Genomic DNA, 20,405 nt, shown 5'->3' on the forward strand with positions numbered 1-20,405 from the left:
GTGGCGCGAGCGGCTGCGCACCGTGGACTCCACCGAGCCGATCGCGTTCCGTCGGCAGAACTTCGGCGACTACGAGATCCCGTCACTGCGGCTCAAAGCGGGCCTGGAGCCGGTGGGCCGCACCGGTTTCGGGCTGCACGTGCGCGGGTGAGCGGTGCTGGTGTCCTCCCCCCGGCAGGCGGAGGACACCAGCGTGTTCAGGCGCCGACGTAGTCGGCCAGGTGCTGGCCGGTGAGGGTGGAACGGGCGGCGACCAGCTCGGCGGGGGTGCCCTCGAAGACGATGCTGCCGCCGTCGTGGCCCGCGCCGGGACCCAGGTCGATGATCCAGTCGGCGTGGGCCATCACGGCCTGGTGGTGTTCGACGACGATCACGGACTTGCCCGCGTCGACGAGCCGGTCCAGCAGGCCCAGCAGTTGTTCGACATCGGCCAGGTGCAGGCCGGTGGTGGGTTCGTCGAGGATGTAGGTGCCGCCCTTGTCGGACATGTGGGTGGCCAGCTTCAGGCGCTGGCGTTCACCGCCGGACAGGGTGGTCAGCGGCTGGCCGATCGTCAGGTAGCCGAGCCCGACCTCGGTGAGGTGGGTGAGGATCTTGTGCGCGGCCGGGGTGCGGGCCTCGCCCGCACCGAAGTATTCGCGGGCCTCGTCGACGGGCATGGCGAGCACTTCGCTGATGTTCTTGCCCGCGAATCTCAGTTCGAGCACGTCGGCCTGGAATCGCTTGCCCTCACACACTTCACACACCGTGGAGACTCCGGCCATCATGGCCAGGTCGGTGTAGACGACGCCCGCGCCGTTGCAGTTCGGGCACGCGCCTTCGGAATTGGCGCTGAACAGGGCCGGTTTGGCGCCGGTGGCCTTGGCGAAGGCTTTGCGGATGTGGTCGAGCAGGCCGGTGTAGGTGGCCGGGTTGCTGCGCCGGGACCCCTTGATGGGGGCCTGGTCGATGGAGATGACACCCTCGTCGAGCGGGATGGAACCGTGCACCAGCGAGCTCTTGCCCGAACCGGCGACACCGGTGACCGCGACGAGCACCCCGAGCGGGATGTCGACGTCGACCTCGCGCAGGTTGTTGGCGACGGCGCCACGGATCTTCAACGCGCCGTCGGGTGTGCGCACACTGTCCTTGACCGCGGCCCGGTCGTCGAAGTGGCGGCCGGTGACGGTGCCGCTGGCGCGCAGCCCGTCCACGCTGCCCTCGAAGCAGATGGTGCCGCCCTTGGAGCCCGCGGCGGGACCGATGTCGACGATGTGGTCGGCGATGGCGATGGTCTCGGGCTTGTGCTCGACCACCAGCACCGTGTTGCCCTTGTCGCGCAGCCTCAGCAGCAGCTCGTTCATGCGCTGGATGTCGTGCGGGTGCAGGCCCGCGGTGGGTTCGTCGAAGACGTAGGTGACGTCGGTGAGCGAGGACCCCAGGTGCCGGATCATCTTGACGCGCTGGGCTTCACCGCCGGACAGGGTGCCCGAGGGCCGCGACAGCGACAGGTAGCCCAGGCCGATCTCGACGAACGAGTCCAGGGTCTGGCGCAACGATTCCAGCAGCGGCGCCACCGACGGGTCCTCGACGCCCTTGACCCATTCGGCCAGATCGGTGATCTGCATGGCGCACGCGTCGGCGATGCTGATCCCGTCGATCTTGGACGAGCGGGCCTCGGCACTGAGCCGGGTGCCGTCGCAGTCGGGGCAGGTGCCGAAAGTGACGGCGCGTTCGACGAAGGCCCGCACATGCGGTTGCAGGGCTTCGACGTCCTTGGACAGCATGGATTTGCGGATCTTGGGGATCAGGCCCTCGTAGGTGAGGTTGATACCGTCGACCTTGATCTTGGTCGGTTCCTTGTAGAGCAGGTCGGCGAGCTGTTTCTTGGTGTACTTCTTGATCGGTTTCGCCGGGTCGAAGAAGCCGCTGCCCTTGTAGATCCGGCCCATCCAGCCGTCCATGCTGTAGCCGGGGATGGTGAACGGGCCCTCGTCGAGGGACTTGTTCTCGTCGTAGAGCTGGGTGAGGTCGATGTCGTTGACGGTGCCCTTGCCCTCACAGGTGGGACACATGCCGCCGGTGACCGAGAAGCTGCGCCGCTCCTTCACGGTGACGCCGTGCTTCTCCACCGCGACCGCGCCGGAGCCGCTGATGGAGGCCACATTGAACGAGAACGCCTGCGACGAGCCGATGTGCGGGTCACCGAGGCGGCTGAACAGGATGCGCAGCATGGCGTTGGCGTCGGTGACGGTGCCGACCGTGGAGCGCGGGTCGGCACCCAGGCGGGACTGGTCGACGAGGATGGCGGTGGTGAGCCCGTCGAGGACATCGACGTCGGGGCGAGCCTGACTGGGCATGAAACCTTGCACGAACGCGCTGTAGGTCTCGTTGATCAGCCGCTGCGATTCGGCGGCGATGGTGCCGAAGACCAGCGAGCTCTTGCCCGACCCGGACACGCCGGTGAACACGGTGAGCCTGCGCTTGGGGATCTCGACGCTGATGTCGCGCAGATTGTTCACGCGGGCGCCGTGCACCCGGATCAGGTCGTGGCTGTCGGCGGGCTCCACGGTGGCTGTGGTGCCGGATTTCCTGGCCGTGCTCATGGGTCTCCCTCGGGATGGTCGGCGTCGCCGCTCGATCGTATCGACAGGGTCTGACCTATCCGAGCTGCTGAATACGGATCAGGTTGCCCGCGGGATCGCGGAAGGCGCAGTCGCGGATGCCGTAGGGCTGGTCGGTGGGTTCCTGTACGACGTCGATGTCGCCTGCCTGCAGCTTCTCGAACAGGCCGTCGAGGTCGTCGGTGGCGAGGTTGACCCCGGCGTAGGTGCCTTTGGCCATCATCTCGGCGATGACGCGGCGTTCGTCGTCGGTGATGCCGGGGTCGGCGGCGGGCGGGGTCAGCACGATCGAGGTGTCGGGCTGGTCTGCGGGGCCGACGGTGATCCAGCGCAGGCCGTTGTAGCCGACATCGTTGCGGACCTCGAAGCCGAGCTTGTCGCGGTAGAAGGCCAGCGCGGCGTCGGCGTCGTCGTGGGGCAGGTAGCTCTGGTGGATGGTGATGGTCATGTCGACCACGCTAGTGATCGGTCGATGCGGGTGCTTCTCGATTCCTGATCGGTCTGGTCACCTTCTTGACCACGCACGATGGCATGCCCTCGGTGGCGGCGGCCTGCTGTTTGTAGACACTGGGCGGCACGCCGACGAGTTCGGTGAACCGGGTGCTGAAGGTGCCCAGCGACGACGAACCGACCTCGAAACACACCTCGGTGACACTCAGGTCGCCGCGCCGCAGCAGCGCCATCGCGCGCTCGATCCGGCGGGTCATCAGATACGAGTAGGGCGATTCACCGTAGGCGGCACGGAAACGACGGCTCAGATGCCCGGCGGACATGTGCACACCGCGAGCGAGCGCCTCCACATCGAGGGGCCGGGCGTATTCGCGGTCGATCCGGTCCCGGACACGACGCAGCAGAGCGAGTTCGCGCAGGTGGGGGGCGCGTTCGGGCATGCTGGTCACCTGCACGATCGTCTCACGCCCGGCCTAGTTCACCCGGCACGGGGAGTGCGGTGGCGGTGGATGCTCACACGGGACGCAGGACCACGATGCCCGGGACACTGCGGACGTAGTCGATGAGCGGGGTGTCGACGACCTGGTACTCCGCCAGGGACGAGGCGTTGCGGAACACCGGGCCGTTCGCGGTCTGCACGACGAGGCCGACGTGGGTGACGTCGAGGCCGGACTCGGGGGTGTAGGCGCCGAGGAAGTCGCCGGTGCGCAGGCCCGCCACCACGTCCGGGTCGACGGCGGCGGCGGGGATGTGGGTGACGGCGCGGTCGGTGACGGGCAGGCCGGGCAGGTAGGTGGTGCCGTCGGCTTTGGCGTTGAGGTGTTTGGTGATCGTGACCGCGGCGGGGCTCAGGCTCGCGGTGATGTCGGTGGCCAGGGGGCGGGTGGTGGCCCAGTCGGTGAAGAAGTGTTTGCGCTGGGCGAATTCGACGCGGCTGTCGACGTAGCGGGTGGCCACCAGGTTGGTGGCGAACTGGTCGCGGTCGGCCGAGCGGGAGGCGGCTTCGATGTAGTCGAGGAAGGTGAAGCAGTCCACGCGGCGCAGGTCGATGACGAGTTGTTCGGGCTCGGTGGCCGATCCGATCAGCATGTTCGCGCCGTAGGGGGTGCCCAGCAGTCGCTCCGAGAGCCGGGCCAGCAGGTCCGGGCGGGACAGGGCGCCCGCCTCGGCGCGCACGGTGAGCAGTTCGTCGATCTTGCGGCCGGTGGTGTCGTCGACCGTGGGCGCGGCGAATGCCGGTGCGGCGGCGCCGAGCAGGACGGCCAGCACGGCCAGGATCCGGACGATGATGCGCAAGACGCCTCCAGCAGGCAGCGGTCGATCGGTGCGAGCGTGCTCCACCGTATCGGACGCGGGATCAGCTGGTGGGCACGATGACCGCGCGCCCGGTGATCGTCCCGGCGTGCAGGCGTTCGTAGGCCAGCGGCGCTTCGTCGATGCCGAAGGTTTCCACGTGCACGTCGACCGCGCCGTGGTGGGCCAGTTCGAGCACTTCGATCAGTTCGCGGCGGCTGCCCCAGTAGGGCGAGGTGACGGTGGTCTGGTAGGGCAGCGAGCCGAATCCGACGGCGACGGTGCCGCCACCGAGCCCGACGACGGTGATGTCGGAGTCGACCCCGGCGGCCGCGGCCGCGATGGCGGTCGTGGGTGGGGCGCCGACGAAATCGAGGATCACCTGGGCACCTTCGCCGCCGGTGAGGGATTTGATGCGGTCGGGGGCCTGCTCGTCGGAGAGCACCGTCTCGTGGGCGCCGACGCGGCGGGCCAGCTCCAGGCGTTCCTCGGAGAGGTCCAGCGCGATGATCCGGGTGGCGGTGAGCGCGCGCAGCAGCTGGATGGCGACGTGGCCGAGACCGCCCGCGCCGATGACGACCGTGGTCGAGCCGGGCACCAGTTTGGGCAGCGACAGGCTGATCGCGTGATAGGGGGTCAGGCCCGCGTCGGTGAGTGAGACGTTCTGCACCGGGTCCAGCCCGCGCAACGGTACGAGATGGCGGATGTCGTCGACGATCATGTACTCGGCCATCGCGCCGGGCGCGCCGAGCCCGGGCGGGAAGATGCCGAGTTCGGCGGCGCGCAGGCAGTAGTTCTCCTGCCCGTGCGCACACTGACGGCACAACCCGCACCCCCACGGCCCGTAAACCGCCATCATCTCCCCCAATTCGACTCCGGTGACTCCGGCACCCAGTGCCGCGACCCGGCCAGCGCCTTCGTGGCCCAGGGTCAACGGCAGTGGGAAGGGCAGCTGGTCGCCGGGCATGCTCATCACGGCGATATCGGAGTGGCAGACGCCGGCGGCCGCGACCTGGAGCAGGATCTCACCGGGGCCGGGTTCCGGATCGGGAACGGTGACGACTTCCGGTGCGCTGCCGGGGGTTCGATACTGGACTGCCTTCATGGTGGGCCCTCACGTCGACGGTGACTCTCGGGACAGACCGAACCCCATCGATCCTGGCAGCGGGGTGTGGGCGCGTCAACGTGCGGGACCGGTCAGATCGCGCAGCCGTCGGGTCCGCAGGTGGCGTCGTCGGCGGCCACGACGACCGGTGCCGGGCGGTCGTTCCAGGCGGTGGTCAGTGCCTGGGTGAACACCTCGGTGGGCTGGGCGCCGGAGACGGCGTACTTGTTGTCCAGCACGAAGAACGGGACACCGGTGGCGCCGAGCTGGGCGGCCTGGCGTTCGTCGCGGCGGACCGCCTCGGCGTAGGCGTCGGGGTCGGCGAGCACCGCGCGCACGGCGGTCTCGTCGAGCCCGGCCCCCACGGCGACTGCGACGAGGCGTTCGGTGTCGGCGAAGACCGGTGCCTGCTCGGCGAAGTTGGCGGCGTAGAGGGCGTCGACCGGTGCGCCCTGGCGGTCCTGGTCGAGGGCGTAGTGCAGCAGGCGGTGCATGTCGAAGCTGTTGCCGTAGTCGCGGCCGCTGGTGCGGTAGGGCAGGCCGAGTTCGGCGGCCTGGGCGCCGATGCCGCGTTCGTTGGCGGCGGCCTGTTCGACGCTGATGCCGTATTTGGCGGCGATGTGTGGGATGACCGGGCCGGACTCGTCGGCGGGCAGGGTGGGGTCGAGTTCGAAGGAGCGGTGGACAACCTCGACGTCGTCACGGTGCTCGAAGCCGGCCAGCGCCTGGTCGAAGCGGGCCTTGCCCAAGTAACAGAACGGGCAGTTGATGTCGGTCCAGATCTCTACTCTGGTGGTCAAGCGAGCCTCCTGACGGCGTGTCGGTCGGCGGGGTCCGCCGCAACATAACTGGACATACGTTCAAATAGTGGGTGCAACATCGGCGACGACGCCGGTATTCCCAGCGAGGACCACCGATGACCGTCGAACACCGCCGCGGGTGGACACCACTGCCCGAGGGCCTGACCGCGCCGCGCGCACTGGCCGGACTGTGGGCGGTGCGCCACGCCCAGAGCCAGGCCAACGCCTGGTTCGCCGACCCGGCCACCGAATCCCGGCCCATGCGCGGCACCGACGCCGCCGTCGAACTGACCGGCTACGGCGAATGGCAGGCCCGCCGTCTCGGCGACTGGCTGGCCGGACTGTCCTCGGCCCAGCGCCCCACCCTGGTGGCCTGCTCCCCCTACCTGCGCACCCGGCTCACCTGGGCGCTCATGGCCGAGGCCGCCGTCACCCGCGACCGGCACCTGCGCCCGATCCGCACCCTGGTCGACGAACGGCTGCGCGACCGCGAGATGGGCATCTTCGAACTACACCCCTACCGGGCCATCCGACGCCGCTCCCCCGAGGAAGCGGCACGGCGCGAACTGGTCGGCAACTGGGTCTACCGGCCGCCGGGCGGGGAATCACTGGCCGACGTGGCACTACGGGTCCGTAGCTTCCTCGACGAACTCGACACCGTCGCCGCTGGAGAACAGGTACTCGTGGTGTCCCACGACGCGGTCGTCCTCTCCCTGCGCTACATCCTCGACGGCCTCGGCGCCCCCGTCCCGGACTCGCTGGAACCGGTCCCCAACGCCTCGGTCTCGCAATGGCGCCGCGAAGGCCCCCGCCTCGCCCTGCGCGTCTGGGGCTCGGTCGACCACCTCACCGACACCGCACAAACCGGCTGACCCCCGCGGCGGTAGGTGACGTGCCCCGACCGAATGGTCGTCGGGTGCGAGAATGCGCGGGTGGATATCGCGATCGGGTTGGTGGTTCTGATCGGTTCGGCGACCGCGCTGGCAGCGCTGGCCCGCCGCTTCGGGGTGTCCGAACCGCTGGTGCTCACCCTGGCCGGGGTCGCCGCGTCCTATGTGCCGATGGTGCCGCAGGTGCATCTGGAACCGGAGGTGGTGCTGCTGGGGCTGTTGCCGCCGCTGCTCTACACCGCCGCGCTGCGCACCTCCCTGGTCGACTTCAAGGACAACCTGCGCACCATCGCCTCACTGTCGGTGGGGCTGGTGTTGTTCAGCACCTTCGCGGTGGCGCTGGTGGTGTGGCTGCTGCTGCCGGTGCCCTTCGCCGCGGCCGTGGCCCTGGGCGCGGTGGTGGCGCCACCGGACGCGGTGGCGGCCACCGCGATCGCGCGCCGTACGGGTATGCCGCGCAGCATCGTCACGGTGCTCGAGGACGAGTCGCTGTTCAACGACGCGACCGCGCTGGTGTCGCTGCGCAGCGCCATCGCCGCGATGGCCGGAGTGGTGACGGTGTGGCAGATCGGCGGGGACTTCCTGCTGGCCGCGGTCGGTGGCGCCGTGGTCGGCGCGGCGGTCGCGGCACTGCTGGTGGTGGTGCGCCGGCGCATCAGCGATCCGGTGCTCGACACCTCGGTCTCGCTGCTGGCCCCGTTCGTGGCCTACCTGCCCGCCGAGCACTTCCACGCCTCCGGGGTGATCGCGGTGGTGGTGTGCGGGATGATCCTGGGCCACGGCGCGCAACGCTGGCAGGGCGCGGCCTCCCGGGTCGCCGAGACCACCAATTGGCGCACCGTGCAGTTCATTCTGGAGAGCGCGGTGTTCCTGGTCATCGGTTTGCAGGTGCGCTGGATCGTCGAGGACGCCTGGCACAGCGGCCTGGACCGGCAGCTGCTGGTGCTCACGGCGCTGGCGGTGCTGGCCGCGGTGATGCTGGCGCGCCCGGTGTGGGTGTGTACGCCGGTGCTGGTGGCGCGACTGTTCGGACGCGCCACCGAGCCGTTGAGCCACGCCGCGGTGGTCTCGTGGGCGGGCATGCGCGGTGTGGTGACCTTGGCGGCGGTGCTGTTGCTGCCCGCCTCCACCCCGCAGCTGCCGGTGCTGAAACTGCTGGCACTGGTGGTGGTCGGCGGCACGCTGCTGGTGCAGGGCACCTCGCTGCCGTGGCTGGTGCGGCTGCTGAAGCTGCGTGGTCCGACCCGCGCCGAGGACGCGCTGGTGAAAGCCGAACTGCTGCAACAGGCCGCCACCGCGGGCCTGGCCGAACTCGACCGCCGCATCGGTCCCGACACCCCGGTCCAGGTCGTCGAATCGCTGCGTCAGCGCCTGATCTGGCGCACCAACGCCGCCTGGGAACGGCTGGGCCGCCCCGAGGCCGAAATGGCCACGCCCACGGCCGAATACCGGCGGCTGCGCCTGGCCATGCTCGCCGCCGAACGCGACACGGTGCTGCGGGTGCGTGACGCGGGCAGCGTCGACTACGACATCCTCCAGCACGTGCTGGCCCGGCTCGACCTCGAGGAATCCATGATCGACCGGTTCGACGAGGCCGACGACGAACAACGCCCCGAACCGCTGGGCAGTGCCGGACCGGCCGGCTGCGCGCATCTGGAACAGGCGCCGCTGCTGCGCGAACCCGAGGGCGAGCTGGTGTGCGCGGACTGTGTCGCCGCGGGGCTGAGCTGGGTGCATCTGCGGCTGTGCACGGCGTGCGGCACCATCGGCTGCTGTGAGTCCTCGCCGGGCAATCACGCCGCCGCGCACCATCGTTCGACCGGGCATCCGGTGATGCGCAGCGTCGAACCCGGTGAGGTGTGGCGCTGGTGCTACGTCGACGAACTGCTGGGCTGAATCAGGCTGTGCGGTGCGAGTAGATCAGGCGGGCGTACTCGGCGAGCAGATCGTCGAGGGCGGTGGGTTCGCCGGTGGCGGCGAGCTGCTGGTAGCCGATGAGCATCGCCATGCCCACCTCGGTGACCACCGTGGAGGTGGCCTCGTCGCCGACCACGCCGTCGATGACCCGGAACACGGCGCGGCGCCGGGATTCGTCGACGCGTTTGACGGTGACGTGCACCGATTCGTCGTTGGCCGCCCAGGCGCGCAGCGCGGCCTCGGCGCCGTGTTCGAGCCCGCCCGCCAGTGCCGACATGGCGCGCACGTCGGCGTCCGGGTCGCCCTGCCCGACGTCGAGGGTGCGTAGCTCGATCATCTGCCGGTTCTCCCAGTGTTCGAGCAGGGTGTCGACGAAGCCCTGCCAGGAACCGAAGTGGTGGTAGAACGAGCCGCTGGTGACCCCGAGGCGACGGCACAGCACACCGATGTTGAGTCCTTTGAAGCCGAACTCGGCGAGCACCGCCACAGCGGTGTCGAAGTACTGCTCCTTGGTGACAACTCGGGACATCGCGATGCCGTTCTGTTCGTGCGGGCAGGGCCGAAGAATGCGAACAGTACCCCATCGTAACGTTGCCCCGCGCGAGCGTAACGAAATCTACGCTGTGGCGCTCGCGCCGCGAGACGTTCTGAAATGGCAAGCGCGCGAACATAATCCGTGCACAGGGCGGTGCGAAGTGGATCCGGATGGAATAACAGAGCGCACGCTCTGTAAACTTTTGTTCATGCCGAGACCGCGCACCCACGACCCGGAGACCGTCCTGGACGCCGCCGAGACCTTCGCCGCCCGCTCCGGGCCCGCCGCGGTGACGGTGCGCGCGGTCGCCGCCGCCACCGGCATGTCCAACGGCGCGCTCTACCACAGCTTCGGCTCGCGCCGAGACGTACTGGCACGCACCTGGTTACGCGCCGCGCACCGCTTCCTGGACCTGCAAGCGGCACCCGTCACCGCCGCCCTGGCCGCCACCGACCCCGAGACCCGCCTCGCCGCGGTGGTCGAAGCCGCCGAGACCCCGGCCCGGCTCGCCGAACTCCACCCCGACTCCGCACGCCTGCTGCTGGTGGTCGACCGCGCCGAACTGCTCGACGAGGAACTGCCCGCCGAACTGGCCGAGCGGATCGCCGCCACCGACACCGCCCTGCTCTCGGTGCTCACCCGCCTGGCCCGCGCCCTGTGGGGCCGCGCCGACAAACGCGGGGTCGCCACCGTCACCGCCTGCCTGGTCGACCTGCCCACCGCGCTGCTGCTGCGCCGCGACCGGCTCACCGATCCCCTGGCCCGCGCCCATCTGCGGGCCGCCGTCCGTGCCGTGCTCGAACACGGTCCCCGCTGAAAGGAACCCCATGCCCACCCTGCGCCACCACGATTCGATCGCCGTGCTCGACCTCGGCGACGGCGAGAACCGCTTCTCCCCCGACTTCCTCACCGAGATCCACGCCCACCTCGACACCGTCGTCGCCGACGGCGCGGCCGCCCTGATCACCACCGCCACCGGCAAGTTCTACTCCAACGGCCTGGACCTGGACTGGCTCACCGCCAACGGCGACCGCGCCACCGAATACGTCGAAGCCGTGCACACCCTGTTCGGGCGCGTGCTGACCCTGCCGATGCCGACCGCCGCCGCGCTCAACGGCCACGCCTTCGGCGCGGGCGCGATGCTGGCCATCGCCCACGACTATCGCGTGATGCGCACCGACCGCGGCTACTTCTGCTTCCCCGAAGCCGACATCCGCATCCCGTTCACCAACGGCATGGCCGCGCTCATCCAGGCCAAGGTGCCACCCAAGACCGCGGTCGCGGCCATGACCACCGGCCGCCGCTACGACGCGGGCACCGCGCTCTCGGTCGACCTGGTCGACGCCACCGCCCCCGAGGCCGAAGTCCTCGACACCGCCCTGGCCCTGCTGGCCCCGATCGGCGCCAAGGACCAGCCGACGATGACCGCGATCAAATCGGTGATGTTCGCCGACGTGCTCGACGCGTTGCGCGGCAAGGACTGATCACGGCAACCGGGGGCCCTTACCCAGGTAGATGTCACCGCGATCATCGCCTGCCCAGCCGCCCCCGGTGTAGTCGTCGAGCACGAAACACGCCTCGCAGAACTGTTTGCCGAACACCGACAGATAGATGCTGCGATAGGAACTGATCGCGCGCATCTTCACCGACTTGTAGGCGGCCTGCGCGGCCGGCTGCGCCTCCAGGAAGGCGTAGCGGCGGAAGTCGGCGACCGGTTCGGTGGAGAACCGCACCAGCCCGAGCCTGCTCAGGTTGCCCAGATAGTGGTGGTCGCGTTCGGGAATGGCACACCCGGCCATGTAGGCGATCATGGTGATGCCGTCGGCCAGGCGCTGCGACCCGATCCCGAACGGCGTCTTGGTGCGGATGTCGATCGCCGGTTGCGGGCCCGCCACCGCCAGGAACCGCAGAATCCGGGCCTCGTCGGGGGTCAGGTCGTGCAGGATCGGCACGAACGAGGGATGCAGATCGCGGGGCTGCTGCGCGGAATCCCAGCCCTCGGTGATCATCGCGTCGCCCATCGCGCGCAGATCCTCGGCGACCGGATCGGGCGGGCCGTAGAGGCCGGTCGCGGTACCGGTCAGGCCCAACGCGCTCAACGCGATCCGGCGCAACGACTCGACCCGCTCGTCGAGGATCTGCGACATCGGTTCCCCGGCGCGGATGTCCTCGGCCAGCTCCAGCGCCGAGTGCAGGGCACCGGAGGTGACCGCGCCGACGATCTGACGCACCGACAACCCGGCCAGCCGCGCCAACCCCACCAGATCGGTCGGGATCGCCTGCTGCTCGGGCTTGTCGGGCAGGTTGTCGTCCATGATCACACTCCGAAGACCAGCAGATGCAGGGCGCCGACGAGCACCCCAAGCGCGCCGCCGTGCGCGTAGAGCAGCCAGGCGTCCTGTTCGATGGCGGTGTAGAGCATTTCGACGAACTCCTCGGGCGGCAGCTCGCGCAGCTTCTCGGTGGCCAGCCGGTCCACACTGGCCGCGGTGGTCTGCGAGAACTCGACGTCCTCGACCAGCCACGGCTTCATCTCGGTCGCCAGATTCGCCCCCGCGGTGGCCTGGATGGCGTCGAACTGCTTGGGCCCCACCGCCAGTCGCGTCACCGACCGCAACGGGCCGAGCACCCGGTCGATCTCGGCCTTGAGGAAGTGCGCGATCACCGCGCGCGTCTTGTCGCCGCTGGGCCCGTCGAGCAGCTGCTCGGTGACCACGTCGAGGGTGACGATCTGATAGCCGATGGCGTGCCCGAGATCGGCGGCGGCCTGATGCTGACGTTTCGCGAATTTCGCCACCCGCCACGGATATTTGTAACGCGGCTGCGGCACCGCGGGCTCGAACACCACCTTGATGGCGATGACATTGACCAGCACCCCCACCACCGACGCCCCGACGAGCACCCACAGCCAGGCGGGCAGGAAATGCAGGATGTCGTAGAGCCAGCCCGGCAGCGAGATCAGCGCCGGAGTGTCGCCGTGCGGGGTGCTGTAGTGCAGCAGCGACAACCACAGCGCCACCACCACCCCGAACGGGAACCCCAACACGCCACTGCGGGTCATGAACCGCAACTCCGGGGCACCCAGCCCGTAGATGACGTCCTTGAGCAGCTCCGGACGCCGCCGCAGATACCCGACGACCATCAGCTTCACATCCAGCAGCTGATCGATATTGGCGCCGATGAAGTCGAACGCGCGATCGGTGATCGCAGGCAGCTCCGACTCCACCCGCGTGTACACCGCCTCCCTGGCGCGCGGCGGCATGTCGGCCCACAGTTTCGGATGCTCGGCGACCATGATCTGATCCACCATCGACCGCGCGTTCGGCAACGCCACCCGCGCGACCTGCGCGGAGATCTTGCGCGGATCCATCTGATCGAAGAAATCCTTGGCGGTGCCGATCTTGGCCACGGCATTGTCGACCATCAGGCTGGCCATCTTCTCCGCGCGCGCCGGAATGAACCCCTGGAACCCCAGAATGCCGCCCGGGGCGAAGGTCGGCAGGATCTGCACCTTGCGCGGCAGCAACGGGAACAGCGTCTTGAGTCCGGGCACATAGAAGCCGGTGAACCGCACGGGCGCGAACAACATGATCACGCCGGTCCAGTTGGTGATCAGCCCTGCCATCGCGCTGAAGATCGGGATGCTGATCATGTCGACCCAGAACTTCGACAGCCCGGTCGTCTGCTCCCAGTCCAGCCGGCCGAAGAACCCCGCCGCTTCGATCCCAGCATTCATCCGGCGTCCACTCCGTCGTGTTCCGAACAACGCGCGTGCAGGCCATCATAGGTGACCGATCAGGCCGGATCGGGCAAGTTGTCCGGTTCCCCGCTAAACCGGAGCTAACTCGCTACCCGTGGGTGGTGTTGATCAGCAGCAGATTGGTGTCGATGTCGTGGGTGACCTTGTTGGCCACCGACCCCAGCAGCCGGGCCGGACCGCTCATCCCCCGGTTGCCGATCACCACCAGATCGTATTTCCAGGCCGCGTTGCAGATCGCCTCGGCCGCGGGCACCCCGGTGAGCACATCACGCCCGAACAGTTCCGGATCACCGACCGCGAGCTGGCCCTCCACCTCGATCAGCGTGGTCGCGCCGTCCTCGTCGGTCTTGGCCGAGGTCACCAGGAACGGGCGCGCCCCCAGCGCCAACGCCACCTCGTAGCCGCGGCGCACCGCCGTCAGCGAACTCTCCGACCCGTCGGTGGTCAACCCGACCGTCGTCCAGCGCTTGGGGATCTTGTGGGTGAACACCACATCGGTGTCGCTGTGGTGGGACACGTGATTCGACGTCGACCCCCGCAACCGCGCCTTGGAACTGCCCAGCCCGCCGCCCCCGACCACCAGCAGCGTGCCGGGCTCGCGCGCGGCCTCCTCGAGCAACACCGGCCCGGCCGTCCCGTCCCGTTCGACCCGCTCCACCTCGACCACTCCCGCCGCCGTCAGCGCCTCGGCGGCCTCGGCGGTGACCTGCTCGGCCCACGCGAGATCGGTGCCCGCCTTGAGTGTGGCCTCCTTCCACACCGCCACCACGCACACCCCGACCACCAGCCGGGTGGCCAGCTCCCCGGCCACCGTCACGGCCGTCTGCCCGGTCTCCGAACCGTCGGTTCCCACCACGATGCGCCGATAGCACCCCATGTGTCGCTCTCCGATCGACGGCAGGTCAGTCGCGCTGTTGGCCCACAGTATAGATCCGGCACACTCCCGGCAATCGGCTGCGCGTGGTCAGCCGGGATCGCGCAGATGCCGGTCGAAGAAGGCGAACACCCGCTGCCAGGCGTCGCCGGTGGCCTCGGCGTCATAGCCGATCCCGACCCGTTCCAGCACCGGATTACCGGGGAAGACATTGGCGAAACCGTGCGTGACCTTCGGGTAGGTCTTGATATCGTGTTCGACCCCGCCCGCCGTGAGCGCCGCCTCCAGTTTCGCCGGTGCCCCGATCAACGCCGGGTCCCGCCCGCCGTAGCTGGCAACCACCGGGCACGCGCCGTCGAGCAGGGCCTTGTAGTCACCGTAGAGACTGCCGTAGAACGGGGCCGCGGCCTGGAAACCCTGCGGTGCGGTCAGCAACGCGAACCCGCCACCCATGCAGAACCCGAGCACCCCGATCCGGCCGGTGCAGTCCGGGTCGGCGGCCAGATGGTCACGCGCGGCCAGGATCTCGGCCACCGCGGGACCGGTGCCGGTGAAGATGATCGCCCGGAACGCCTGCTGGATGCAGCGCGCCCGGCCCCGGCTGTACAGGTTCGGGGCGATCACCACATACCCGGCCGCGGTGACGATCTCGACCTGACGGCGCAGATCGTCGGTCACCCCCAGCGCGTCGTGCAACACCACCACACCGGGCCACGGCCCGTCCCCCGCCGGCCGGGCCACCAGTGCTTCGAGCCTCGTGCCCGCCGGCGTCTCGATCTCGATCGTGTCCATCTCCCGAATGTAGAACCCTCACCGCTCGCGCGGCGGCGGTTCGGGCAGCGAAAGCCGTTTCAGATGCAGGGCATTCAGTGCCACGATCAGGCTCGACCCCGACATCGCCATGGCCGCGATCTCCGGACGCATCGTCAACCCCCACGGCGCGAACACCCCGGCCGCGATCGGCAGGGCGATCCCGTTGTAGCCCACCGCCCAGCCCAGATTCTGGCGCTCCTTGCGCACCGTGCCGCGCCCGATCCGCAGCGCGGTCGACACCGTGAACGGGTCCGAGCGCATCAACACCACATCGGCGGTCTGAATGGCCACATCGGTGCCCGCCCCGATCGCGATCCCCAGATCGGCGCTCGCCAGCGCGGGCGCGTCGTTGACCCCGTCACCGACCATCGCCACCTTCTTGCCGGAGCGTTGCAGCTCGGCGACCCGGTCGGCCTTGTCGCCGGGCAGCACCTCGGCGATCACGGTGTCGATGCCCAGATCGGCGGCGATGCGCTCGGCGGTGGCCCGGTTGTCGCCGGTCAGCATGACGACACCGACCCCCAGCTCGTGCAGGGCGGCCACGGCGGCGGCGGAACTGGGACGCGGCGCGTCGGCCAGCGCGATCACCGCCGCCGCGGAACCGTCGACGGCCACCAGCACCGCGGTGTGCCCGGCCGCGGCCAGCTCCTCGCGCCGCCGTGCCAGTTCACCCAGTTCGACATGCTCGTCGTCGAGCAGGCCACGATTGCCGATCAGCACCCGCTGCCCGTCCACGGTGGCCGTCGCACCCCGCCCCGGCACATTCCGGAAATCCCGCGCCGACAACTCCGGCGCGCCCTGCTCTTTCGCGTACGCGACGACCGCCTCGGCCAGTGGATGCTCGGACTCGCGTTCCACCGCCGCCGCCAACGCCAGCACCCGACCGGTATCGGCGCCGGGCGCGGTGACCACCGCCGTCACCTCCGGGGCGCCCTGGGTCAGGGTGCCGGTCTTGTCCAGCACCACCACATCGATGCGGGCCGCGGATTCCAGCGCCGTCGCGTTCTTGAACAGCACGCCGCGTTTCGCACCCAGCCCGGTGCCGACCATGATCGCCGTCGGTGTCGCCAGCCCCAACGCGTCCGGGCAGGTCACCACCACGACCGTGATCGCGAACAGCACCGCCTCGCTCAGCGACGCCCCCACCAGCAGCCACACCACCAGCGTGGCCACACTGCCGAGCAGCGCGACCAGGGTCAGCCAGAACGCGGCTCGGTCGGCCAGCCGCTGCCCCGGCGCCTTCGAATTCTGGGCCTGCTGCACCAGCTCCACGATCTGGGCCAGCGCGGTGTCGGACCCGACCTTCGTCGCCCGCACCCGCAGACTGCCGGTGGTGTTGATGGTCGCGCCGATCACCGCCGAACCGGGCTGCTTGTGCACCGGCAGGCTCTCCCCGGTGACCATCGACTCGTCGACATCACCGGAGCCCTCCAGCACCGTCCCGTCGACCGCGATCTTGGCCCCCGGCCGCACCACCAGCACATCCCCGACGGCGACCTCGGCGGTCGGGATCTCCACCTCGGACCCGTCCCGCACCACCACCGCCTTCGGCGGTGACAGATCCAGCAGGCTCGTCACCGCGTCCCCGGCACCGCTGCGCGCCCGCATCTCGAACCAGTGCCCCAGCAGCACGAAGGTCGCCAGCATCGTGGCGGCCTCGTAGAACACCTCCCCGCCGCCAGTCAGCGTCACCACCAGCGAATACAGCCAGCCGGTGCCGATACCGACCGAGACCAGCACCATCATGTCCAGGGTGTGTGCCCGCAACGCCCGGATCGCGCCGGTGAAGAACACCGTCGAGGAATAGCCGATCACCGGCAGGCTCAGCAGCAGCATCCACACATCGGCCCGCAGCCCGAACGGGACGGGCAGATGCAGGCCGAGCATGTGGGTGGCCATCGGCGACCACAGCATCACCAGCGTGGAGAACACGAGCGCGACCAGGAAACGGTTGCGCATATCGCGGGCCATGGAGTCCATCGACATCGACGCGTGGCCGTGCGCCATCGCGTCGTGCCCGGTCCCGGCGTGGCTCGCGGATGCGGCGTGTGCCGACGAGCCGTCCGGCGACTGCTGCGAGGGTGCGGAGGGTCCGCGCCGCGGCACGGCCGGATCGGCGCTGCTGGTGGCCGTGCCACGGTGCTGGAGGTGCGGTTGCTCGCCCGCCGCGGTGGGAGCTGGCGACGGCTCGCTCACCGGGTCGCAGAGGTGGGCCGGGACCGAGCGGCCTGCACAGTGGTAGCCACAGTCACGGATCCAGGTGCGCAACTCGGTGACCGAGGTCCGGGCGGGATCGTAGGTGACCGTGGCGGTCTGGGCGACCGGGTTCGCTTCGACCGCGAGAACACCGGGACGATGCCGCAGCCCGGCGGTCAGCACCCGCCGGGAACTGGGCCGCAGCTGGCCACCGACATGCAGCACCGTGGTGGCCGGTGCATCCCGTTCGCCCATGCGCCGCTCCCATCGCCGGTCGGGCGCGCGACAGCGCCGGGCGCCTCACCGCGAGGGTACCGGGCGATGATCTCGGATCGAGGCTGGTCACGGGCGTGCCGGGCAGGCCGGGGTCAGCCCGGGCTATCTCGCGGTGACGCGCGAAGACCGGATCACAGCGCGATGCCGAGCAGCGCGTCGACGGCGGTGCGGACCAGCGCCGGCGCCTCGGTGTCGGCGCCGCCGTAGGCGAGGGCCTGTTCGGCCCAGTTGTCGACCGCGTCGAGGGCCTTCGGGGTGTCCAGGTCGTCGGCCAGGTGCTGACGCAGCCGGGCCACGGTGTCGGCCGCCGAGGGACCCGCGGTCAGCGAGACCGCCTCACGCCAGCGGGCCAGGCGGGTCTGCGCGGTGGCCAGCACCTCGTCGGTCCACATCCGGTCCTGCCGGTAGTGCCCGGCGAAGAGCCCGGCGCGGATCGCGGCCGGGTCGACCCCGGAACGGCGCAGCTTGGACACCAGCACCAGATTGCCTTTGGACTTCGACATCTTCTCGCCGTCGAGCCCGATCAGCCCGGCGTGCACGTAGTGGCGGGCGAAGCGGCGCGCGCCGGTGATCGCCTCGGCGTGCGCGGCGGAGTACTCGTGGTGCGGGTAGATCAGGTCCGAGCCGCCACCCTGGATGTCGAACTCGGTGCCGATGCGGTTGAGCGCGATCGCCGCACACTCGATGTGCCAGCCGGGGCGTCCTTCGCCGAACGGGGCGGGCCACGACGGTTCGCCCGGGCGCGCGGACCGCCACAGCAGCGCGTCGATGGTGTCGCGCTTGCCGGGGCGGTCGGGGTCGCCGCCGCGCTCGGCGAACAGGGTGTCCATGGTGGCGCGGTCGTAGCCGGACTCGTAGCCGAACTGTTCGGTGGCGTCGGTGCGGAAGTAGATGTCGGGGTACTCGGCGTCCTCGACGGTGTAGGCCGCGCCCGCGGTGAGCAGTTTCTGCACCAGCTCGACCACTTCGTCCACGGACTCGATCGCGCCGATGTAGTGCCGCGGCGGCAGCACCTGCAGGGCGGTCATGTCCTCGCGAAACAGGTCGATCTCGGAGTTGCCCAGATCGCGCCAGTCGACACCGTCGCGGGCGGCGCGCTCGAAGAGCGGGTCGTCGACATCGGTGACGTTCTGCACGTAGTGCACGTCGTGCCCGGCGTCGCGCCACAGGCGGTTGACCAGGTCGAAGGTCAGATAGGTCGCGGCGTGACCGAGGTGGGTGGCGTCGTAGGGGGTGATGCCACAGACATACATTTTCGCGGTCGCGCCTGGGGTGACCGGGCGGACCTGGCGATCGGCGGTGTCGTACAACCGCAACGGCGGCCCTGTTCCGGGGACTGTCGGTAGGGCGATATCGGACCAGGACTGCATGATTCGAGGGTAGATCCCCGGCTGTGGCGACCGCCGTGCGGGCCGGGTCATGCGGTAACCGGCGGGGTGGGAACGCGGCCCGCTACCTGCACACAAACGTGTTCGGCCCGGCCCGTCAAGGGTTGTGTTCAGGCAGAACCGCTCGTCCCGGCCATGCTGGGCGCTATTTTCTCAAACTTCCCTATTGATACCTATAAGTACGTTCGTTTAGGGTTGTTTCATGACTGAACGTCTGTACTCGGTGGACCAGGTCGCCGACCTGCTCGGCCTCCACGTGCGCACCGTGCGCGGCTATGTGCGCGACGGCAAACTCCCCGCGGCCCGCATCGGCAAGCAGTACCGCATCACCCACGACGACCTCGAGACCTTCACCGGACTCCCGATCAGCGCACCCCCACCGGCCGCCACCGGCAGCCACGCCGAGACCACCTGCGTCGTGGAGATCGACGACATCGACCGCGCCACCGCCGACCGCGTCAGCACCCTGCTCACCGCCACCGCGACCACCCGCGGCCCCGGCGGCCGCGCCCTGCGCGTGGACACCGGCTACGACCCCGACCGGGCACGCATGAAGGTCATCGTGCTCGGCGGCCTCGCCGACACCGCCCGCCTGCTCGACTACATCGAAGGAATCCTCAGCTCGTGACCGCCCCCTACCGCACCCAGGCAGGACGCCACGCCGTCGAACAGCGCTACCGCGCCCACCTCGACGCCTGGCCCGTCCCCCACGACGAACTCCGCCTGCCCACCGGCGCGGGCGAGACCTTCGTGCTGACCTGCGGACCCGTCGACGCCCCACCCCTGGTCCTGCTGCACGGCTCCGGCGCCAACGCCGCCGCCTGGCGCGGCGACATCACCGACTGGGCCGCCCACTTCCGCGTCCACGCCATCGATCTCCCCGGCGAACCCGGATTCAGCGCCCCCACCCGACTGCCACTGGACAGCGACGCGACCGCGCGATGGCTCGGTGAAGTCCTCGACGGTCTCGGTCTCGACACCGTGGACCTGGTCGGCATGTCCCTGGGCGGCTGGACGGCCCTGGACTTCGTCCTGCGCAGACCCGGCCGGGTCCGGCGCCTGGGGCTACTGTGCCCCGGCGGGCTGGGCGCGCACCGCTACGGATGGCTGGTGAAGGCGATCCCGCTGCGTCTGCTCGGCCGCTACAGCGTCCGCGACGCCGCCCGCACCGGCCTGGGGCTCGGTGACGGCCCGGCGGTCGAGGAGATCCTCGACGACGTCGAACTGGTCTTCACCAATTTCTCGGCGCGCTCGGGCAGACTCCCCCGATTCCATCCGGAGCAACTCTCCACGGTGGACATCCCGGTCCTGATAATCGTCGGCGAGAAAGACGCCCTCTTCGACTCGGCGCGCACCGCCGAACTGGCCCGCGCGAACTTCCCCCGCGCGGAAATACACGTCCTGCCCGGCGTCGGGCACGCCGTCCTCGGACAGACCACCACCATCCGGAGCTTCCTGCGCAAAAAATAACGCGAGGTGTCGCCGCGCGTCGGGAGCGGCGACAC

The 20,405-nt window shown here is 69.7% G+C and carries 19 protein-coding genes; 6 read left to right on the forward strand and 13 right to left on the reverse strand.

Annotated features, from left to right (window positions below; translation table 11 throughout):
* Window positions 1-197: 197 nt before the first annotated feature.
* From ACWEMY_RS27425 to ACWEMY_RS27450, 6 genes are all read right to left on the reverse strand, one after another.
* A complete protein-coding gene (locus ACWEMY_RS27425; RefSeq protein WP_452392348.1) occupies window positions 198-2,585 on the reverse strand; it encodes an ATP-binding cassette domain-containing protein in 2,388 nt (795 codons plus the stop codon).
* 55 nt (window positions 2,586-2,640) lie between these two features.
* Window positions 2,641-3,051, reverse strand: coding sequence for a VOC family protein (locus ACWEMY_RS27430; protein ID WP_452392349.1), 411 nt, complete (start codon window positions 3,049-3,051; stop codon window positions 2,641-2,643).
* A gap of 10 nt (window positions 3,052-3,061) precedes the next feature.
* Window positions 3,062-3,493, reverse strand: coding sequence for a helix-turn-helix transcriptional regulator (locus ACWEMY_RS27435; protein WP_375935181.1), 432 nt, complete (start codon window positions 3,491-3,493; stop codon window positions 3,062-3,064).
* A 73-nt stretch (window positions 3,494-3,566) separates the two neighbouring features.
* Window positions 3,567-4,349, reverse strand: a complete 783-nt coding sequence (locus ACWEMY_RS27440) for a DUF1460 domain-containing protein (RefSeq protein WP_452392350.1) — start codon at window positions 4,347-4,349, stop codon at window positions 3,567-3,569.
* Between the two features lie 61 nt (window positions 4,350-4,410).
* Window positions 4,411-5,451: an NAD(P)-dependent alcohol dehydrogenase gene (locus ACWEMY_RS27445; protein ID WP_452392351.1), complete on the reverse strand. Its 1,041-nt coding sequence runs from the start codon at window positions 5,449-5,451 to the stop codon at window positions 4,411-4,413.
* A gap of 92 nt (window positions 5,452-5,543) precedes the next feature.
* Window positions 5,544-6,251 carry a DsbA family oxidoreductase gene (locus ACWEMY_RS27450; RefSeq protein ID WP_452392352.1) on the reverse strand — a complete coding sequence of 236 codons (708 nt, stop codon included), beginning with the start codon at window positions 6,249-6,251 and terminating at the stop codon, window positions 5,544-5,546.
* A gap of 116 nt (window positions 6,252-6,367) precedes the next feature.
* Here ACWEMY_RS27450 and ACWEMY_RS27455 point away from each other — a divergent pair, with 116 nt between their 5' ends.
* Together ACWEMY_RS27455 and ACWEMY_RS27460 are read left to right on the forward strand one after the other, a co-directional pair.
* Window positions 6,368-7,123 (forward strand): histidine phosphatase family protein, encoded by a 756-nt coding sequence (locus ACWEMY_RS27455; protein WP_452392353.1) that lies wholly within the window; start codon window positions 6,368-6,370, stop codon window positions 7,121-7,123.
* Between the two features lie 60 nt (window positions 7,124-7,183).
* On the forward strand, window positions 7,184-9,037 hold the full coding sequence (locus ACWEMY_RS27460) for a Na+/H+ antiporter (protein ID WP_375927517.1): 1,854 nt from the start codon (window positions 7,184-7,186) through the stop codon (window positions 9,035-9,037).
* 1 nt (window position 9,038) lies between these two features.
* Here ACWEMY_RS27460 and ACWEMY_RS27465 read toward each other — a convergent pair whose 3' ends face one another.
* Window positions 9,039-9,587: a TetR/AcrR family transcriptional regulator gene (locus ACWEMY_RS27465; RefSeq protein ID WP_375927519.1), complete on the reverse strand. Its 549-nt coding sequence runs from the start codon at window positions 9,585-9,587 to the stop codon at window positions 9,039-9,041.
* 214 nt (window positions 9,588-9,801) lie between these two features.
* Between ACWEMY_RS27465 and ACWEMY_RS27470 the strand changes: the two genes are divergently transcribed.
* Window positions 9,802-10,410: a TetR family transcriptional regulator gene (locus ACWEMY_RS27470; RefSeq protein ID WP_452392354.1), complete on the forward strand. Its 609-nt coding sequence runs from the start codon at window positions 9,802-9,804 to the stop codon at window positions 10,408-10,410.
* Window positions 10,411-10,420: 10 nt separating this feature from the next.
* Window positions 10,421-11,077: an enoyl-CoA hydratase-related protein gene (locus ACWEMY_RS27475; protein ID WP_452392355.1), complete on the forward strand. Its 657-nt coding sequence runs from the start codon at window positions 10,421-10,423 to the stop codon at window positions 11,075-11,077.
* On the opposite strand, the gene ACWEMY_RS27480 is transcribed toward ACWEMY_RS27475, so the two are convergent.
* From ACWEMY_RS27480 to mshC, 6 genes are all read right to left on the reverse strand, one after another.
* Window positions 11,078-11,908 (reverse strand): Abi-alpha family protein, encoded by an 831-nt coding sequence (locus ACWEMY_RS27480; protein ID WP_452392356.1) that lies wholly within the window; start codon window positions 11,906-11,908, stop codon window positions 11,078-11,080. It lies immediately after the preceding gene.
* Between the two features lie 2 nt (window positions 11,909-11,910).
* A complete protein-coding gene (locus ACWEMY_RS27485; RefSeq protein ID WP_452392357.1) occupies window positions 11,911-13,329 on the reverse strand; it encodes a hypothetical protein in 1,419 nt (472 codons plus the stop codon).
* 112 nt (window positions 13,330-13,441) lie between these two features.
* The gene (locus tag ACWEMY_RS27490) at window positions 13,442-14,230 is read right to left on the reverse strand and encodes a universal stress protein (protein WP_452392358.1); all 789 of its coding nucleotides are present in this window, start codon (window positions 14,228-14,230) and stop codon (window positions 13,442-13,444) included.
* A gap of 87 nt (window positions 14,231-14,317) precedes the next feature.
* A complete protein-coding gene (locus ACWEMY_RS27495; protein ID WP_452392359.1) occupies window positions 14,318-15,019 on the reverse strand; it encodes a dienelactone hydrolase family protein in 702 nt (233 codons plus the stop codon).
* Window positions 15,020-15,037: 18 nt separating this feature from the next.
* A complete protein-coding gene (locus tag ACWEMY_RS27500; protein ID WP_452392360.1) occupies window positions 15,038-17,491 on the reverse strand; it encodes a heavy metal translocating P-type ATPase in 2,454 nt (817 codons plus the stop codon).
* Window positions 17,492-17,643: 152 nt separating this feature from the next.
* Window positions 17,644-18,882 carry a cysteine--1-D-myo-inosityl 2-amino-2-deoxy-alpha-D-glucopyranoside ligase gene (mshC, locus tag ACWEMY_RS27505; RefSeq protein WP_452392361.1) on the reverse strand — a complete coding sequence of 413 codons (1,239 nt, stop codon included), beginning with the start codon at window positions 18,880-18,882 and terminating at the stop codon, window positions 17,644-17,646.
* A 220-nt stretch (window positions 18,883-19,102) separates the two neighbouring features.
* Between mshC and ACWEMY_RS27510 the strand changes: the two genes are divergently transcribed.
* Window positions 19,103-19,528 carry a helix-turn-helix domain-containing protein gene (locus ACWEMY_RS27510; RefSeq protein ID WP_452392362.1) on the forward strand — a complete coding sequence of 142 codons (426 nt, stop codon included), beginning with the start codon at window positions 19,103-19,105 and terminating at the stop codon, window positions 19,526-19,528.
* Window positions 19,525-20,370, forward strand: a complete 846-nt coding sequence (locus ACWEMY_RS27515) for an alpha/beta fold hydrolase (protein WP_452392363.1) — start codon at window positions 19,525-19,527, stop codon at window positions 20,368-20,370. The genes ACWEMY_RS27510 and ACWEMY_RS27515 overlap by 4 nt, the downstream gene beginning before the upstream one ends.
* Window positions 20,371-20,405: the final 35 nt, after the last annotated feature.

Source organism: Nocardia sp. NPDC004415 (assembly GCF_053602435.1).

Bases quoted from the DNA above. Each gene is read 5' to 3' on its own strand.
- ACWEMY_RS27425 (WP_452392348.1), bottom strand. From the start codon at position 2,585: ATGAGCACGGCCAGGAAATCCGGCACCACAGCCACCGTGGAGCCCGCC.
- ACWEMY_RS27430 (WP_452392349.1), bottom strand. From the start codon at position 3,051: ATGACCATCACCATCCACCAGAGCTACCTGCCCCACGACGACGCCGAC.
- ACWEMY_RS27435 (WP_375935181.1), bottom strand. From the start codon at position 3,493: ATGCCCGAACGCGCCCCCCACCTGCGCGAACTCGCTCTGCTGCGTCGT.
- ACWEMY_RS27445 (WP_452392351.1), bottom strand. From the start codon at position 5,451: ATGAAGGCAGTCCAGTATCGAACCCCCGGCAGCGCACCGGAAGTCGTC.
- ACWEMY_RS27455 (WP_452392353.1), top strand. From the start codon at position 6,368: ATGACCGTCGAACACCGCCGCGGGTGGACACCACTGCCCGAGGGCCTG.
- ACWEMY_RS27465 (WP_375927519.1), bottom strand. From the start codon at position 9,587: ATGTCCCGAGTTGTCACCAAGGAGCAGTACTTCGACACCGCTGTGGCG.
- ACWEMY_RS27470 (WP_452392354.1), top strand. From the start codon at position 9,802: ATGCCGAGACCGCGCACCCACGACCCGGAGACCGTCCTGGACGCCGCC.
- ACWEMY_RS27475 (WP_452392355.1), top strand. From the start codon at position 10,421: ATGCCCACCCTGCGCCACCACGATTCGATCGCCGTGCTCGACCTCGGC.
- ACWEMY_RS27480 (WP_452392356.1), bottom strand. From the start codon at position 11,908: ATGGACGACAACCTGCCCGACAAGCCCGAGCAGCAGGCGATCCCGACC.
- ACWEMY_RS27485 (WP_452392357.1), bottom strand. From the start codon at position 13,329: ATGAATGCTGGGATCGAAGCGGCGGGGTTCTTCGGCCGGCTGGACTGG.
- ACWEMY_RS27490 (WP_452392358.1), bottom strand. From the start codon at position 14,230: ATGGGGTGCTATCGGCGCATCGTGGTGGGAACCGACGGTTCGGAGACC.
- ACWEMY_RS27495 (WP_452392359.1), bottom strand. From the start codon at position 15,019: ATGGACACGATCGAGATCGAGACGCCGGCGGGCACGAGGCTCGAAGCA.
- ACWEMY_RS27500 (WP_452392360.1), bottom strand. From the start codon at position 17,491: ATGGGCGAACGGGATGCACCGGCCACCACGGTGCTGCATGTCGGTGGC.
- mshC (WP_452392361.1), bottom strand. From the start codon at position 18,882: ATGCAGTCCTGGTCCGATATCGCCCTACCGACAGTCCCCGGAACAGGG.
- ACWEMY_RS27510 (WP_452392362.1), top strand. From the start codon at position 19,103: ATGACTGAACGTCTGTACTCGGTGGACCAGGTCGCCGACCTGCTCGGC.